Below are 16,227 nucleotides of genomic sequence, written 5' to 3'. Positions count from 1 at the left end.
GTGATTTATCACTGGAAATATAAAATGGATGAAATCAGTGAAGAGGAAGCGGCATCCGTTTGATATAGCAATTATTTAATATTCGTTATACTAGTGAAGAGTCAGAGGAGATTGGAATCAGTATAGAAGAGTTTTGTGAGAAACTTTCTAAAGAAGATCGGGAATCTTACTTCAGGTGGAGAGCGGCCGAGGAAAAGAAGAAAGCAAAGAAAGCGAGAAAAAGATTCCATTTTCCAAGAAAAAAAAGGGCAGTGTTTGTTGTTGCCGCAACGATGGTTTTGGTATTGGGGATTGGTATGACAAGTCTTGGGGGAAGACCATACTGGTTGAAAGTTGCGGATCTGGTGCTGGGAAATGAGAATACAGTGACCGTTGATACAGAAGGTGAAGATAGAATTCTGACAACAGATGTGAGCGAGAAAGAAGCATACGAACAGATTAAAGAAGAATTGGGAATTGAGCCTGTGCAGTTACAGTATATGCCTGCGGGGATGGAGTTTGATAAATGTATTGTAGAAAAAGAACTGGGAACAGCAACATTATACTATACTTATAAAAGAAAAGTAATTCAATATGAAATGTATATGCAGCATACCAATGGTTCATATAGTATTTCACAAGAAGACAATTATAAAAATAGTTATCAGTTGTGGGGGGGAGAAGTTCTAATCAATATTAAAGAGTTAGAAACAATAAATTCTAAAGAAAAAGAGTTTTTTGCAATATTTAAACATCAAAATGCGATGTATCGAGTAATAGGAATCATAGAAAAGGAAGAATTTGAAAAAATTTTAAAAAATTTATATTTTTTTTAAAAAATGCGTAAGTTTTTTATGACTCAACTGTTTACTTAAATAGAAGGGAGAGAGTTGATATGAAAAATTTAAAAAAAATGTTATCAGCAATATTTATTTTGACATGTGGCTTTTTTACTATTGGAAGTAACGTAAATGCCCAAACTGAAAAAATGGAATCTGCTTTGACAAAGGAAGAAAAATCAGAAGGGACTTTAGAATTTCAGACAAAAGGGCAGTATTTACAAGAAGGACAGACAATTATTGTCAATGCAGGAAAAGGGAAGGTAAATGCTGGAGGGAAGACAACAGCACAGCAAGTTGTAAATGAAGTGAAGATTGCAGTGATTATAGAGCAGTACAATAATGGCTCATGGTCTCAGGTTTATACATGGAGAGAAGCTGCATATAACGATTATGTGGTAAGCACTAGTAAAACATTAGAAGTGCCGCGAGGCTATTATTACCGCGCCAGAGGAATTCATTCCGCCAACACAGATGTAGGAAATTCTTTCACAAATGGAATTTGGATGGGCTAATTTGTAACTAGTTGATTTATGGATCTACATATCCACAAAGGAATTACAAACTTGTCATAAGAAAACTGAATAGAGTTAAAGCAGAGGGACTATCTCAGTCTCTGCATCCGGTATGTTTGGGGAATGATTTTCATACCTGCAAAAACCTGTCATTTTCCAATAGAAAACGCCACACTAAAAAACCAAAATAATAAGGTAAATACTACATATTGGGATGCAGAGACTGAGATGGTCCCTTTGTAAAATGAGTAAAAGTAGAAAGAGACAAACTGCATGAAGACTTGAAAGATTGTATGTTTGTCTCTGTTGTTTTTTATTTTCCAGTAGCTTCTTTTAATGCTTGTGCAAGCTGGTCTGGACAGGATGTAGATTTTGCGCCGCAACGGATTCCTTCCATGCGTGCGATGGCATCGTCTACCTTCATACCTTCTACGAGACGGGCAACTCCCTGTGTATTACCGGAGCAGCCTCCAATAAATTCTACGGATTTGATAGTATCTCCGTCTAAGTCAAATTTAATTTCTCTGGCACAGACACCGTGTGTTTTGTATTCCATGATAGCACCTCACTTTCATTTAGATTCAATATTTCTTTATTTATTATAGCAAAAGGGCAAAAAAAATACCAGTCTGTTGGAGGATTTGCACCAGATAACATGCCCATCTGAAAATAAATGTGCCAGGACACTAGGTATTGGAGCAAATCTTTGCTATAATTGAGAAACAAAATGATACAAACAGGAGGAAAAGAGATGATCATAGGAATTATCGGTGCGATGGAAAAGGAAGTAGCAATTCTGAAAGAGCAGATGGAGATTAGTGAAGTGGTGGAGAAGGCTTCTATGACTTTCTGCAAAGGAATGCTTTGTGGTAAGGAAGTTGTTGTTGTGCGGAGTGGAATCGGGAAGGTAAATGCAGCAATCTGTGCACAGATCCTTGTAGATAGATTTGGAGTAGATCTTTTGATCAATACGGGAATTGCAGGATCTTTAAATGCAGCCATTGATATTGGTGATATTGTAATTTCCAAAGATGCGGTACAACATGATGTGGATGCATCCACATTTGGGGATCCGGTCGGTCAGGTTCCAAACATGGATGTCCTGGCATTTCCGGCGGATGAAAGACTTGCAAAGCTTGCGAAAGAAGCAAATGAAGAGGCAAATCCAGATATTCATACATTTACAGGGCGGATCGCCAGTGGAGATCAGTTTATCGCAGAATCGGAAGTAAAGCAGAGGATTATTGAGCGATTTGGCGCAGATTGTGTAGAAATGGAAGGTGCATCCATCGCGCATGCGGCATATTTGAACAAAATTCCGTGTGTCATTCTTCGAGCAATTTCGGACAAAGCCGACAACAGTGCGGAGATGGATTATCCGGCATTTGAGCAGAAGGCAATCGAGCATTCTGTAAGGCTTGTACAGAATCTGCTTCCACGTTTATAAGAAAAAAGCAAAAGGCAGAATGGGAAAAGGAAAACGATTCTGTCGAATTTTGATGAACGATTCAAGAGTCGCTCCTCTTTTTCTTCGGACATTCCTGGTCTATAATGAACGCAGAATCAGTAATGAGAAGAAAGAAGAAGGAGGGACTCTTTTATGTTCAAGACAATGTTAGACACACAGATGATTTTTTATCTAATGGGGGTGATCGGAGGAATTGGGATACTCAGTAAACTGGTTTCGGAAGGGACACTTCGGAGTTTGGTGAAGGCTGCGGAAAATATGTCAAAGAGCAGTCATCGTTTTATGAAGCTTGTTCGTGCAAAATTTGAACATGCATGTATGGTCAGTGACAAGGTGGACAATGTAGGTGCATTTGTAGAAAAATTTATTCATGAATATCGGTCTGTAGGTTTGCGGCTGCATACATGGCAGCAGCTGGAGCGGCAGTCGATGAGATTTGTTGGGATTTTGGGGCTCATAGGGGCATTGCTTAGTTACAGTATTTATGGAATGGGAGAGCAGGCATTTCGGTATGGTGCGTTTGGAGCGATTGAAATGGTACTTCTGTTTTTGATTTGTCAGGCAACGGATGAAAAATATAAAGTGGAAATGCTTCATGTCTACATGGTGGATTATCTTCAAAATGTATGTGCACACCGGTATCAAAAAGCAGCGAGGCAGGAAATGCGGGGATACAAGGAAGAAGTGCAGTCCGCTCAGCAGGTAGACGGTAACCCATCGGAGGAGTGGAATCGGCAGGAGAATCTGGCGCAGGCAAAGACTGAAGAACAGACTGTGGATCAAGCTCAAATGGAAATGCGGGAGAACAGAGGTGGAAAAGAGAAAGAATTATTTGCGGAAGCACAGCAGGAAGAGAGAAAATCTGAGGAAGTTATGGATAAAATGGAAAATGACCTGAAACGGGAGGCAATGATCCGGGATATCTTAGAGGAGTTTTTGGCTTGATAAACAGAGGACCATTTGATAAAATAAATATGATTATGAGGCATATTTAGAAGGAGAGGATAACGATGGCAAATAAAGTAAGATTTGACTATTCAAAAGCGAGCAAATTTATCAATGCGCATGAAGTAGAGTATATGAGTGAACTGGCAGTAGCTGCAAGAGAAAAATTAGTGTCCAAATCAGGGGCAGGAAATGATTTTCTTGGTTGGATCGATCTTCCGGTAGATTATGATAAAGAAGAATTTGCGCGCATTCAGAAGGCGGCAGCAAAGATTCAGAGCGATTCAGAAGTACTTCTTGTGATCGGAATCGGTGGTTCTTACCTTGGAGCAAGAGCTGCAAATGAATTTTTAGGGCACAGCTTTTATAATGTAATTTCCAAGGAAATGCGCAAAACACCTGAGATTTATTATGTCGGAAACAGCATCAGCAGTACTTATATCAGACATCTGATCGATGTGATCGGAGACAGAGATTTTTCGATCAATATGATTTCAAAATCAGGAACAACGACAGAGCCGGCAATCGCATTTAGAGTATTCAAGGAATTACTTGAGAAGAAATACGGAAAAGAAGAGGCAGGAAAGAGAATCTATGCAACTACAGATAAGGCAAGAGGAGCCTTAAAGAACCTTGCAACAGAAGAAGGATATGAGACATTTGTTGTTCCGGATGATGTTGGAGGACGTTTCTCTGTTCTGACAGCAGTAGGTCTTCTTCCGATCGCAGTTAGTGGAGCTGATATTGAAAAGCTGATGGAAGGTGCACAGGCAGCAAGAAAAGAGGCTCTGGAAGCGGAGTTCTCAGAAAACAGTGCATTACAGTATGCAGCAATCCGTAATATTTTACTTCGCAAAGGAAAAGCAGTTGAAATCGTAGCAAATTATGAGCCAAGCCTTCACTATGTTTCAGAGTGGTGGAAACAACTTTACGGGGAGAGCGAAGGAAAAGACCAAAAAGGAATTTTCCCGGCAGCAGTAGACCTGACAACAGACTTACATTCTATGGGACAGTTCATTCAGGATGGAAGCCGAATTTTATTTGAGACCGTTTTAGATGTGGAAACTGCAAAAGAAGAGATTCTGATCAACGAAGAGCCGGTGGATCTTGACGGATTAAATTATTTGGCAGGAAAGTCTGTGGACTTTATCAATAAGAGTGCAATGAATGGAACAATTCTTGCTCATACAGATGGAAATGTTCCAAACTTGATGGTACATATTCCGGAGCAGAATGAATTTTATCTCGGACAGTTATTCTATTTCTTTGAATTTGCCTGCGGTGTGAGCGGATATTTATTAGGAGTGAATCCATTTGACCAACCGGGCGTAGAAAGCTATAAGAAAAACATGTTTGCGCTTCTTGGAAAACCTGGGTTTGAAAAAGAACGTGAAGAATTATTAAAGAGATTATAATTAGAAAACGACAGAGGAAGTGGCAAGTTGTTATCAAGACAGATATTACAGAGAACGATCAATGAGATGAAAGAAATTGTGGCAGCAGAAATATCTTTATGGAATGCAGAAGGAATGATTGCTGTGAAAACGTCAGGGGCAGATGAGAGCGCCAAGGAGCAAGTTAAAATCTATCTTTCCAAATGGAAAGAGCAGATGGAGGAAGGCACAGAAGAACTCTCAGAGGCGGTTGAGGAGAAGGCAGCATTTTTTCCAATCTTAAACCATATGAGTGAATTGGAATATGTTCTGATGATCCATGGAGTTTGGGATGACATAAAGGTGATCGGCCGGCTGTGTGTAAGTCAGATCAGAAATTTGATCATGGCTTATCATGAACGGATGGATAAGAATAATTTTCTGCAAAATCTTCTTCTTGACAATTTTCTTCTGGTAGATATTTATAATAGAGCAAAGAAGCTCGGAATTGCAATCGAGGAACGGAGAGTTGTTTTCCTGATTGAGCCTAAAAAAGAAGGAGACAGCATTGTTATGGAGACAATGCGCGGGCTCTATGCGACGGGAACAAAGGATTTCATTACGGCGGTAGATGAAGGACATATTATTTTTATCAAACATCTCGAGGTGACAGACGGGTATAAGGAGATCAATGATATTGCAAAGACGATCACCGATACATTGAGCGCTGAGGCGATGATGAAAGTGCGTGTTGCCTATGGAACTGTGGTGGAAGAGTTAAAAGATGTTTCTAAGTCTTATAAAGAGGCTGCAATGGCGTTGGATGTGGGAAGAATTTTTTACAGTGAACGAACGATACTGGCATACAATGAACTTGGAATCGGGAGGCTGATCCACCAGCTTCCGGTCTCACTGTGCGAGATGTTTCTGCAGGAAGTATTTAACGGAGACGCTTTTGAGCAGTTTGATGAGGAGACTTTGGTTACCGTGTATAAGTTCTTTGATAATAATCTGAACGTATCGGAGACAGCAAGGCAATTATATATTCACAGAAATACACTTGTGTACCGTTTGGAAAAGATTCAGAAATCGACAGGGCTGGATGTGCGTGTGTTTGATGATGCACTTACATTTAAGATTGCGATGATGGTTGCAAGTCATATTAAAAAATAAAAAAGATATTCCGAATAATTTGGAAGCGTAGAACAGAAAGCTGCGTTTCTAAATGTTTGGAATATTTTTTTGTCTGCCAGCATATAGAGGAAGTAAAAATGAATAGAAGGATATTTGCAAACAACTCTAGTCAATGCTCTTCCCATTTGTTATAATACTTGTATTGTAAAAATAATGGAGGGATTTTATTATGGCACATCAGAATCATGAATATCACGAATACATCGTGGAACAGACTGAGAAAGTGATCGGGATCGACAGCCCGACAGGTTATCATTACAATGTACAGAAATATCTTGTAGATACAATACAGGCGATGGGGTTTGAAGTTCGTACGCTGAGAAAAGGCGGTGTAATTGCAAATCTTGGCGGAGAGGGGAATCCGTTGATGATGCTTGCACATGTAGATACGTTAGGCGCATTTGTACATTATATTAAAGGGAATGGACGTCTTGCAATTTCCAATGGGACATTGAACCCAAATAATATTGAGACAGAAAATGTGCGTGTTATTACAAGAAGTGGTGCGGTGTATGAGGGAACAATCCAGCTTGAGAATGCTTCTGTGCATGTAAATCCAGATGTCAACGCAGAGCGTAAATTTACAAATCTGGAAGTAGTTCTTGATGAAGATGTCACTTCCAAGGAAGACGTAGAGAAATTGGGCATTTGTGCCGGAGATTTTCTTGCGGTAGAACCAAGATTTCAAGTGACAGAAAAAGGATATATTAAGAGCCGTTTTCTGGATGATAAGGCTTCTTCGGGAGTTCTTCTTGGAATCGCAAAATATGTGAGCGAGCATCCGGGATGTCTGAAGAGAAATGTACAGCTGTTCTTTACGACATTTGAAGAGATTGGACATGGGGCGTCAGCAGGAATCCCAGAGGAGATTGAAGATCTTCTGGCAGTGGATATGGGATGTGTCGGGGATCATCTGGCATGTACGGAAAAACAAGTATCCATCTGTGCAAAAGACAGTTCCGGAGCATATCATTTTGAGATGACAAATGAGCTGATCGAAGTGGCAAAGGAACATGGAATCGATTATGCAGTTGATATTTATCCATCTTATGGATCCGACGCAGGAGCAGCGCTTAGATCTGGTAAGGATGTAAGATATGCATTGATCGGACAAGGAGTATATGCTTCACATGGATATGAGAGAACACACAAAGACGGCATGAAACAGACATTCGAACTTGCTTTGAATTATGTTCTGAAATAAGATAAGGCAGGGAAATGAATGATGCAAAAGAAACATGAGTCTGATCTGACAAGGAAAGAGAAGTGGCAGTTAGAGAGGGAAAAAGTAGCTTCGATGAGCTGGAAGAAGCGAATCGAATATTTCTTCACTTATTACAAATGGGTACTTGTGGTGGCAGTGGCAGTGATTGCACTCGGAGTGTTTGGGGTAAACTGGTACAAGAACTTGCAGAAAGAAGAGCTATTAAATGTGGTAATCGTCAATTCTTCTGCACCGAGTACAGAAAATTTAAATCAAGATTTGCGGAAAGCACTGAAAATCAAAGACAAGAATCAGATTATCACGATCGATACTTCCGTCTATACCGGAGAAGGAAATCAGACGACATATAACAGTACGATGAAGCTATCTGTTGTAATGGGGGCAAGAACCGCGGATATTTTTGTTTGTGATAAAGAAACATTTGCAACATACGATCAGGATGGTGTTTTTTTAAGTGTAGAAGAGTTAATGGGAAGTGAATTTTGCGAAGAACATGCAGAGGAGGTTGGAGAAAATTATATGCTTGCCAACCAAAGTAAGCTCGCAGAGGAATATGGAATCGTTGGGTATGAAGATGCGTATATCGGAGTATTTTCTTACACGGAACATCGAGAACATGCGAAAGCATTTGTAGAATTTCTATTCGAGTAAATTGTTTGCTTAGCGGCGATGTGATTCAGGAAAAGAGTGAAAAGACAGTCAGGATTTCAAAAGTCTGTAGATCAGATTTTTGAAAAACTGGCTGTCTTTTTATTTGATAGAAATTCATTGGAAACTCCCAATTTTTACAATAGCTTTGGCGCCTGTTCCTGAAATTCGTCCTGTCCCCAATTAGGGTTGTAAAGTTTTCTCCCTTTTGCGCCTGGGAGGGACCAGCTCCATGTTTTGCTGATTCCGGCAGAGATTTCTCTTTGATCCCCGTAGTTCTGATGGTCGTAGAGTAAGATCCATGCAGACAGCAGAAGAGCGGTATGCTCATAGCGCCCAGTGAGATAAAGTGTGTAAGTATCCTTCTGATTGACGACAGTTGTGTGACGTTCAATCAGTGCAATCTGTTCTTCGCCAGCAGTAAAGACTAAAAAGAGTTCTCTGGAACCGTGATAGAGCGGATGGATGACAAGAGAACTTATATCGGTTTGGATGTGATACTCACAGATGGAGGGTCCTTTGAGCCGATGATAGCAGGTTCCGCTTAAGGCTCCTTCTAGCTGATAAAAATCTTTCTTTTTCTCGATGGGAAAAAGAGTAAGAATGGTAGGAATAAGAAGCTCTTGCAGTTTGACTGTGCGGGAAAGAGTACAAAGAGGCTGCTTGTTTTCATCGTAAATGGTCAGATTTCCCAGTCTATGAAGATTTGACGCGCAGGCAGAGTACAAAAGTTTTCCGGCAGAAGTAATCTGATAGGCATTTTTTAGATCATGCTTTGTTTGGTGGACTTTTAGAATCATGGCGAATCCCTCATTTCGTGTGTGCTCTGTCAGAAACAGATGGGCGGTAAGACTGATTTTCTCAAAGGCAAGATGAAAAGCTCTAGGAAAAGATCCGATGACTGCATCGCAAGATTGTACTGTTTCTGTAATTCATTTTACCATAAGAAAGATGGGAAACAAAGACAATTCCAGGATGAATCTGGAAAAGACAGCGGTAGTACTTAAAAGTATTTTGGAGTGGAGATTTGACCGGGGATTATGGGAAAAGAGAAGAAAATTGTTAAAATGTAAGGATATAGCAATATTTATAATATTGTAAACAAGATTTGCGTAGATTTGCCTATGAGAAGAAGTTATACTAGATTTAGAAAAATGCGAATTTTTTAGAAAAGGAGAAACATTATGGGTAATGAAAACACAAGAGGAAGGGTAACGATCCCGACAGATGTTGATGTTGTACCAGAGACACTGGAATTACTGGAGCGCTGGGGAGCAGATGCGATTCGTGATTGTGATGGAACAGACTATCCGGAAGGATTAAGAGATGTAGATGCAAAAGTGTATTCTACTTATTATACAACAAGAAAAGATAATGAGTGGGCAAAGGCGAACCCGGATGAGATTCAGCAGATGTATATTATGACTTCTTTCCATACAGCAGTGGAGGAAGAGCTTTCGATTCATTTGATGGATCATTTATATCCGGATATGCTGAAGGTAAATTCTCATGATGATATCAAGCGCTGGTGGGAAGTAATCGACCGTACTACAGGGGAAGTTGTTCCGACAGATAGTTGGTCTTACAGTGAAGAGACTGGTGATGTGACGATTCATGGAGCAAAGGCATTCCATGATTACACCGTAAGCTTCCTTGCATACATTATGTGGGATCCGGTACATATGTACAACGCAGTTGTCAATGACTGGAAAGGTGTGGAGAAGCAGATCACTTTTGATGTGCGTCAGCCTAAGACAAAAGAATTTTCCATGAAACGTCTCCGCAAGTTTATCGAGGACAATCCACATGTAGATGTCATTCGATATACAACATTCTTCCATCAGTTCACACTGATCTTCGATGAACTGGCAAGAGAAAAATATGTAGACTGGTACGGATATTCTGCATCTGTCAGCCCATATATTTTAGAGCAGTTCGAGAAGGAAGTGGGATACAAATTCAGACCAGAGTATATTATTGATCAGGGATATATGAACAATCAGTACCGGATTCCGTCAAAAGAATTCAAGGATTTCCAGGCATTTCAGAGAAGAGAAGTTGCAAAACTTGCCAAAGAGATGGTAGATATCACGCACGAGATGGGAAAAGAAGCAATGATGTTCTTAGGAGACCACTGGATCGGTATGGAGCCGTTTATGGACGAATTCAAATCCATCGGACTGGATGCAGTTGTAGGAAGTGTCGGAAATGGTTCTACACTCCGTCTGATCAGCGATATTCCAAATGTGAAATATACAGAGGGACGTTTCCTCCCATATTTCTTCCCAGATACTTTCCACGAAGGCGGAGATCCGGTCAAAGAGGCGAAGGTGAACTGGGTAACAGCAAGACGTGCAATCCTTAGAAAACCGATCGATCGAATCGGATACGGCGGTTACTTAAAGCTTGCACTGGAATTTCCGGAATTTATCGATTATGTAGAAAGTGTATGTAAAGAATTCCGTACATTATATGAGAATATCAAAGGAACAACACCATATTGCGTGAAGACTGTTGCAGTACTCAACAGCTGGGGTAAGATGAGAGCATGGGGAAATCACATGGTACATCATGCTTTATATCAGAAGCAGAACTACTCTTACGCAGGAATTGTGGAGACGCTTTCCGGAGCGCCGTTTGATGTGCGTTTTATCAGCTTTGATGATATTAAGACGAATCCGGCAGTTCTTGACGATATCGATGTTATCATCAATGTCGGAGGAGCTTACACTGCACACAGTGGTGGAGCTGCATGGGCGGATGAAGAGATCGTGACAGCAGTGAAGAGATTTATCTACAATGGTGGTGGATTTATCGGTGTTGGTGAGCCGACAGCTTATCAGTGGGAAGGACGTTACTTCCAGCTTGCAAGCGCACTCGGTGTAGAAAAAGAAAATGGATTTAACTTAAATACAGATAAATACAATTGGGAAGAACATGACCACTTCATCAAAGAAGACTGCACAAAGGACATCGACTTTGGGGAAGGTCAGAAAAATATTTTTGCACTAGACGGAACAACAGTATTAAGACAGATTGACAAAGAGGTGCAGATGGCAGTCAATGACTTTGGAGCAGGACGTTGTGTTTACATCAGCGGGCTTCCATACAGCTTCGAGAACAGCCGTCTTCTGTATCGTTCCATCCTTTGGTCTGCACATGACGAAGGAAACCTTCACAAATGGTTCAGCACAAACTTCAATGTGGAAGTGCACGCATATGTGAAGAATGGAAAATACTGTGTAGTAAATAATACTTATGAGCCACAGGATACAACAGTATACAGAGGGGATGGAAGCAGTTTCGATCTTCATCTGGATGCAAATGAAATTATCTGGTACGAAATCTAATAGATAATAGTAAGTCCCTCTGCATGATGACTGAACTGCAAGGGAAACACTCACATGGGATGAAAAGAACCTCCGGACGTCAGTAGATGACGGTCAGGAGGTTCTTTTCTTTTATGCCATTGTTTTTTCTGTCCATGTTTTGATTCTGCTTTCCCAATGAATTTTAAAATGCTAATCTTAAAATACTAAATGCCATATTCTTTGAAAGATGACTATTAAATGCAGAAAACCATATCGATATACAAGAAAAAGAAATAGCAGAAAAATTAATGTGAATACAATCAGTAACACTTTTCGTTTTTTTGACATGTTGGCTCCTTTCCTATCTAAGTCGTTTGTAATTTACTTCCCCATATACTTTTATTTTTGGATCAGAAAAGATAGTTTCCCATACATCCACCTCCGCAATATTCTCTCTATATAAAGAGTTTTTGTTCCGATGGAAAAATAACAGATCTAAACTTCTGACAGCGCTTTGATAGAAGATACATATTCAGACGGTGTCATTCCGGTAATCTTTTTAAACTGTCTGGAGAAATAGTGGATTGAAGAATAGCCGAGTTTTTCTGAAATCTGTGTGAAATTCATTAAATCTGTACGCATCATTTGCTTTGCAGCATCGATTTTCATATTGGAAAAATATTCAATCACACCAAGTCCGGTTTTCTGTTGGAAAATCTTTTGCAGCTGCGAGCGGCCAATCATATTGTCGCGGCAGATCTGCTCGATCGTCAGGTGCAGACAGAGATTTTTTTCCATATAAGCAAGCACACGGTTAAACACTTCGGAATTGCCTTTGGAGGCGATCACTTTTGGAGTCGAAGAAGGACTGTCCTGCCTGCGGCGTAACAGATGGAGCAGAAAATGTTCCAGATGGATTCGGATAAATTGCTCTGCGCCAAATGGCGGTTGCTTGTATTTGGTCATTTCAGTCAGGTAGGGGTCATCCAGCCGACAGTTGAACAGCGACTTTGCTTCTTTTACAATTTCGCCGAGCAAAATTTTCTCTGTCTCATCGAGGGAGAGAATCTTTCCCTCGAAAAATTGCATCACGGCATCATTACATTCAAAGGAAATAACAACAAGGTTCGGAGCAGAGCTTCCGGTCGCCTGTAGTCTGTGAAATTCATTTGGTTTGTGAAAGGCGACCTCCCCTTTTTTTAAACGTGCATGGATACTTTCCATATAAATATCAATCTCACCTTTGTCAACGAAGACAAATTCCCAGAAATTGTGGGACTCTCCGGCGAAAGAGAAATCGCTCATATATTCAAAATAATGAATGGTGAATACTTCGTGGATGGATATGGTGTCCGTCAGAAGTGTTCCTTTGTACATCATACTAAACCGTTACTGAAAACTTATAAAAAGTTATAAACTTTTATGTTTCATTCCTATTTCAACGAGTATGCTTTCGTGTTGGTAAGTCAATCACTACTTACAAGTTCTTGTACTCTCCATAGGCGTAAATTCCTGACTAACGAATCAGTACATATCTGTATTAACTTGAAAGTGTTATGCTACAGATTGTTGTTTTAAAACATTTTCTCCATACATTTTAAGATTCAAACTGGCTTGATAGTCTCTGTCTATAACATTTCCACATTCACATTTATAGATTCTGTCTGACAGTTTTAAGTCTTTTTTAATACTTTCACAACAACTACATAACTTAGAACTAGGAAAGAATCTATCAGCTATAATTACCGGAATGTTATTCCATGCTGACTTATATTCCATTTGCTTCCTAAATTCGTAAAAGCATTGTTGCTGTACTGCTTTGGATAAATGTTTATTCTTCATCATTCCACTTACGTTCAAATCTTCAATACATATAAAACTTGGTTTTCGTTTTATGATTTCAGATGTTGTTTGATGTAAGTAATTTTGACGAATATTCGTTAATCGTTTGGTTACTTTTAAAAGTTCTTTTTCTTTTTTTATAATGTTACATGTTTTACAGTAAATTCCTCCTTTCTTATTTTTCTCATATCTTCTTGATATGGAACGCTGTAACCTACGTTTTCTTTTTTCTAATTTATTTACTGTAGTTGTTTTATTTATGTTCTTATAAATATTCCCGTCGGAACAAACTGCTAAATCCTTAATTCCTAAATCTATTCCAATTCCATTATTTAATGGAATAGTAGTAGAGTCTTCTACTTCAATTCCAACAGAAATATACCAATGCAATTCATCATAAGTAAAACGTGGATTCATGTATTTACAGTTGGTTGGTATTCTTCCTTTTTCACAAAGCCTGATCCAATTCAACTTCTGCTTATTTTTCTTTTTGCTCATGGAAAATCCTTCGCAATTTCTAAGTGTCTGTGCTGATACTCCCCCAATTTTTGAAAATTCATTGATAGAATAGTATTTAGTCATAATTAAAAGCTCCCTGTAATGTTTATACTTTGTTCTATCGATATAAGTTATAAAAATCACCACTTATTTATAACTTTTTACAACTTACTTTCAACTAATTGCTTCCTCCTGCCTCATTTTGTGAGTCCATACTCTTACGGTATTTGTTCGGAGAAAGCCCGGTTTCTTTTCGAAATACCTGCGAAAAGTAGGATTGAGAGGAAAAACCGACGACGGAAGCAATCTTTGCAATTGGGAAATTGGTAGTGCCAAGCAGATGTTTTGCCTCAGAAATCCGCTTCTCAATCAGGTAGTTGATCGGGGAAACTCCTTTATAATTTTTAAATGCATGTACCAGATAATATTTGTTCAGATACGTCAGGTCACTGAGTGTCTGAAGTGTGATATCTTCTTTGAAATGTTCATCCAGATACTGTTCGATGAACCGACATTCCTTTGTGATCTTCTTAGTCGGAGCAACGGACAGTGTTGTCTGTGTCTGACGAGTGATATTCCAGATGATCAGCTCCAGAAGATTCTGGCAGATGGATTCAAAATTTTCTTCTTTTTTCCGCACCTCTTTGAGCAGCATCTTCAGGTAAAAATGGAGCTCCTCGCGGTAGTGAAAGAAATTATGAATCGTATAATTAGTAAATTCGTCCTTGTCCGTAAATTGCAGTCCGTTGATCCCAAGGACAATGTATTCAAGAGGAGTGCCGGTTCCGCCTGATTCGGTGTGGGAAACATTCGGATTGACAATGATCAGATCATTTTCTTTGACCGGGAAACACTCGTTCTCAATTGTAAATTTTCCGGTTCCGTGGGTAATAAAAAACAATTCGGTAAAATGATGCGTATGTGCAAGGCTATGCCAGTCCTGCTCATATTTTGCTTCTGTGATATAGAGCAGATGGACATCGATTTTTTTGGAATTTTTCTCTTCCAGGCGATAATTTTGATTACTCATAATAGGTCTCCTTTGGGTTTATTATATAGATGTTTGTTGAAAAAAGCAATAAACGAATCGGTGTCATTTACAAGCTTGCTGTCAGATAGTATAATCCGTGTAATGAGGAGGAGAAAACATTATGAAATATCTTTCATTTTTAGTAAAACCCGCATCATCCCTATGCAATTTGAAGTGCCCATACTGCTTCTATGAGGACATCAGTAATAGGAGAGAACGTCCATGCAGTGGGAAAATGAAGCCGGAAATCATGCGGAAATTGATTGACCGTGCCATTGCAGAAACGGAGGAAGATGCACAGATTACATTCGCATTTCAAGGTGGGGAGCCCACCCTTGCCGGGCTGGAGTATTATAGACAATTTACAGAGTATGTCCGTGAAAAAAAGGGGGCACGCACAGTACGATATGCCATTCAGACAAATGGTACGCGGATAGATGAGTCGTGGGCACGGTTCTTTCGAGAAGAAGAATTTCTCGTGGGTGTTTCGTTGGACGGGTATGAGTCTAACACAAACCGTTTTCGGGTAGATCAAGAGGGAAAGGGAATGTATGCGCAGATCATGCAGGGAATCCGGCTACTGGAACAATATAAAGTGGCATATAATATTCTCACTGTACTGACACCACGGCTTGCGGCGCATCCGGAAGCATATTATCATTTCTTGAAAGATCAGGGATTTTCTTATGTGCAGTGTATTCCGTGTCTTGGAGAATTTCCAGAACAGCAGCAGAGCGCAGTGACTGGAAATGATCAGGAACTAAAGCCAGAACAGTACGCCGAATTTTATAAGCGGTTCTATCGGCTTTGGCTGGATGATTATGTGCATGGAGATTACAGGAGTGTAACTCTGTTTGATAACCTGCTGTTGATGTTGTCTGATCGTCCTCCACAGCAGTGTGGAATGCTTGGATTTTGTACAGCGCAGCTTGTGGTGGAGGCAGACGGCAGTGTATATCCATGTGATTTTTATGTGTTGGATCAGTATTGCTGCGGAAATCTGCAAGATCAGACACTTCAGGAACTTTTATATAGCGAAGCGATGAAAAATTTCATTCAGGAAGAAAGACAGATAAAAAAAATCTGTGAGACATGTCCATTCTGGAAAATCTGCCGCGGTGGCTGCAAGAGACAGAATCGGACCTATCTCACAGAAGAGTGGTGTGGTCACAGAGAATTTTTGATGGAGGCATATCCGACATTGTTCAGGATCGCACAGACACTTTGAAAGACCCTGTGATTATCTTTTAAAAGTAGCAGAACCCAGGGGCTGTTGCAAAATAGATGAGTAATCATCTATAGAGCAATAGCTCCCTTTTTTATGCCTAAAAGCAGAAAACGGACTCCGAAGAGTCCGCAA

The 16,227-nt window shown here is 39.8% G+C and carries 15 protein-coding genes; 10 read left to right on the top strand and 5 right to left on the bottom strand.

What is annotated here, in order from left to right; translation table 11 throughout:
- The first annotated feature begins 296 nt into the window (after positions 1–296).
- Both EDD74_RS14470 and EDD74_RS14465 read left to right on the top strand, forming a co-directional pair.
- The gene (locus EDD74_RS14470; RefSeq protein WP_243116181.1) at positions 297–815 is read left to right on the top strand and encodes a DUF4367 domain-containing protein; all 519 of its coding nucleotides are present in this window, start codon (positions 297–299) and stop codon (positions 813–815) included.
- 59 nt (positions 816–874) lie between these two features.
- Positions 875–1,333 carry a DUF6147 family protein gene (locus EDD74_RS14465; protein WP_116441046.1) on the top strand — a complete coding sequence of 153 codons (459 nt, stop codon included), beginning with the start codon at positions 875–877 and terminating at the stop codon, positions 1,331–1,333.
- 313 nt (positions 1,334–1,646) lie between these two features.
- Here the strand turns inward: EDD74_RS14465 and EDD74_RS14460 are convergent, their stop codons facing one another.
- The gene (locus EDD74_RS14460) at positions 1,647–1,889 is read right to left on the bottom strand and encodes a TIGR03905 family TSCPD domain-containing protein (protein ID WP_116441047.1); all 243 of its coding nucleotides are present in this window, start codon (positions 1,887–1,889) and stop codon (positions 1,647–1,649) included.
- A gap of 195 nt (positions 1,890–2,084) precedes the next feature.
- Between EDD74_RS14460 and EDD74_RS14455 the strand changes: the two genes are divergently transcribed.
- The 6 genes from EDD74_RS14455 to EDD74_RS14430 all read left to right on the top strand — a co-directional run bounded on the left by EDD74_RS14455 (position 2,085) and on the right by EDD74_RS14430 (position 8,189).
- On the top strand, positions 2,085–2,780 hold the full coding sequence (locus EDD74_RS14455) for a 5'-methylthioadenosine/adenosylhomocysteine nucleosidase (protein WP_008977141.1): 696 nt from the start codon (positions 2,085–2,087) through the stop codon (positions 2,778–2,780).
- A 153-nt stretch (positions 2,781–2,933) separates the two neighbouring features.
- The gene (locus EDD74_RS14450; RefSeq protein WP_116441048.1) at positions 2,934–3,746 is read left to right on the top strand and encodes a hypothetical protein; all 813 of its coding nucleotides are present in this window, start codon (positions 2,934–2,936) and stop codon (positions 3,744–3,746) included.
- Positions 3,747–3,811: 65 nt separating this feature from the next.
- Positions 3,812–5,161 (top strand): glucose-6-phosphate isomerase, encoded by a 1,350-nt coding sequence (locus EDD74_RS14445; protein WP_008977139.1) that lies wholly within the window; start codon positions 3,812–3,814, stop codon positions 5,159–5,161.
- Positions 5,162–5,188: 27 nt separating this feature from the next.
- The gene (locus tag EDD74_RS14440; RefSeq protein WP_116441049.1) at positions 5,189–6,292 is read left to right on the top strand and encodes a PucR family transcriptional regulator; all 1,104 of its coding nucleotides are present in this window, start codon (positions 5,189–5,191) and stop codon (positions 6,290–6,292) included.
- 190 nt (positions 6,293–6,482) lie between these two features.
- The gene (locus tag EDD74_RS14435) at positions 6,483–7,517 is read left to right on the top strand and encodes a M42 family metallopeptidase (protein WP_008977131.1); all 1,035 of its coding nucleotides are present in this window, start codon (positions 6,483–6,485) and stop codon (positions 7,515–7,517) included.
- A gap of 18 nt (positions 7,518–7,535) precedes the next feature.
- Positions 7,536–8,189 carry a hypothetical protein gene (locus EDD74_RS14430; RefSeq protein WP_008977130.1) on the top strand — a complete coding sequence of 218 codons (654 nt, stop codon included), beginning with the start codon at positions 7,536–7,538 and terminating at the stop codon, positions 8,187–8,189.
- Between the two features lie 134 nt (positions 8,190–8,323).
- Here the strand turns inward: EDD74_RS14430 and EDD74_RS14425 are convergent, their stop codons facing one another.
- Positions 8,324–8,986 (bottom strand): hypothetical protein, encoded by a 663-nt coding sequence (locus EDD74_RS14425; RefSeq protein ID WP_116441050.1) that lies wholly within the window; start codon positions 8,984–8,986, stop codon positions 8,324–8,326.
- A 384-nt stretch (positions 8,987–9,370) separates the two neighbouring features.
- Here EDD74_RS14425 and gnpA point away from each other — a divergent pair, with 384 nt between their 5' ends.
- Entirely contained in the window at positions 9,371–11,536 is a 2,166-nt protein-coding gene (gene gnpA, locus EDD74_RS14420; protein WP_008977128.1) for a 1,3-beta-galactosyl-N-acetylhexosamine phosphorylase, read from the top strand.
- Positions 11,537–11,992: 456 nt separating this feature from the next.
- Here gnpA and EDD74_RS14415 read toward each other — a convergent pair whose 3' ends face one another.
- The 3 genes from EDD74_RS14415 to EDD74_RS14405 all read right to left on the bottom strand — a co-directional run bounded on the left by EDD74_RS14415 (position 11,993) and on the right by EDD74_RS14405 (position 14,867).
- Positions 11,993–12,877 (bottom strand): helix-turn-helix domain-containing protein, encoded by an 885-nt coding sequence (locus EDD74_RS14415; protein ID WP_116441052.1) that lies wholly within the window; start codon positions 12,875–12,877, stop codon positions 11,993–11,995.
- A gap of 174 nt (positions 12,878–13,051) precedes the next feature.
- Positions 13,052–13,921 carry an RNA-guided endonuclease InsQ/TnpB family protein gene (locus EDD74_RS14410; RefSeq protein ID WP_242990053.1) on the bottom strand — a complete coding sequence of 290 codons (870 nt, stop codon included), beginning with the start codon at positions 13,919–13,921 and terminating at the stop codon, positions 13,052–13,054.
- Between the two features lie 94 nt (positions 13,922–14,015).
- Entirely contained in the window at positions 14,016–14,867 is an 852-nt protein-coding gene (locus EDD74_RS14405) for a helix-turn-helix domain-containing protein (RefSeq protein WP_008977125.1), read from the bottom strand.
- Between the two features lie 121 nt (positions 14,868–14,988).
- Between EDD74_RS14405 and EDD74_RS14400 the strand changes: the two genes are divergently transcribed.
- A complete protein-coding gene (locus EDD74_RS14400) occupies positions 14,989–16,095 on the top strand; it encodes a radical SAM/SPASM domain-containing protein (RefSeq protein ID WP_116441053.1) in 1,107 nt (368 codons plus the stop codon).
- The last annotated feature ends 132 nt before the right edge of the window (positions 16,096–16,227 follow it).

It is taken from the genome of Faecalimonas umbilicata (assembly GCF_004346095.1).
Lineage (GTDB): Bacteria > Bacillota > Clostridia > Lachnospirales > Lachnospiraceae > Faecalimonas > Faecalimonas umbilicata.
The sequence above is the reverse complement of the archived record's forward strand: the minus strand, read 5'-3'. Positions and strand labels throughout refer to the sequence as shown.

Excerpts from the sequence above, each read along its gene's own strand:
- EDD74_RS14470 (WP_243116181.1), top strand. The coding sequence starts at position 297 with ATGACAAGTCTTGGGGGAAGACCATACTGGTTGAAAGTTGCGGATCTG.
- EDD74_RS14465 (WP_116441046.1), top strand. The coding sequence starts at position 875 with ATGAAAAATTTAAAAAAAATGTTATCAGCAATATTTATTTTGACATGT.
- EDD74_RS14460 (WP_116441047.1), bottom strand. The coding sequence starts at position 1,889 with ATGGAATACAAAACACACGGTGTCTGTGCCAGAGAAATTAAATTTGAC.
- EDD74_RS14455 (WP_008977141.1), top strand. The coding sequence starts at position 2,085 with ATGATCATAGGAATTATCGGTGCGATGGAAAAGGAAGTAGCAATTCTG.
- EDD74_RS14450 (WP_116441048.1), top strand. The coding sequence starts at position 2,934 with ATGTTCAAGACAATGTTAGACACACAGATGATTTTTTATCTAATGGGG.
- EDD74_RS14445 (WP_008977139.1), top strand. The coding sequence starts at position 3,812 with ATGGCAAATAAAGTAAGATTTGACTATTCAAAAGCGAGCAAATTTATC.
- EDD74_RS14435 (WP_008977131.1), top strand. The coding sequence starts at position 6,483 with ATGGCACATCAGAATCATGAATATCACGAATACATCGTGGAACAGACT.
- EDD74_RS14430 (WP_008977130.1), top strand. The coding sequence starts at position 7,536 with ATGATGCAAAAGAAACATGAGTCTGATCTGACAAGGAAAGAGAAGTGG.
- EDD74_RS14425 (WP_116441050.1), bottom strand. The coding sequence starts at position 8,986 with ATGATTCTAAAAGTCCACCAAACAAAGCATGATCTAAAAAATGCCTAT.
- gnpA (WP_008977128.1), top strand. The coding sequence starts at position 9,371 with ATGGGTAATGAAAACACAAGAGGAAGGGTAACGATCCCGACAGATGTT.
- EDD74_RS14415 (WP_116441052.1), bottom strand. The coding sequence starts at position 12,877 with ATGATGTACAAAGGAACACTTCTGACGGACACCATATCCATCCACGAA.
- EDD74_RS14410 (WP_242990053.1), bottom strand. The coding sequence starts at position 13,921 with ATGACTAAATACTATTCTATCAATGAATTTTCAAAAATTGGGGGAGTA.
- EDD74_RS14405 (WP_008977125.1), bottom strand. The coding sequence starts at position 14,867 with ATGAGTAATCAAAATTATCGCCTGGAAGAGAAAAATTCCAAAAAAATC.
- EDD74_RS14400 (WP_116441053.1), top strand. The coding sequence starts at position 14,989 with ATGAAATATCTTTCATTTTTAGTAAAACCCGCATCATCCCTATGCAAT.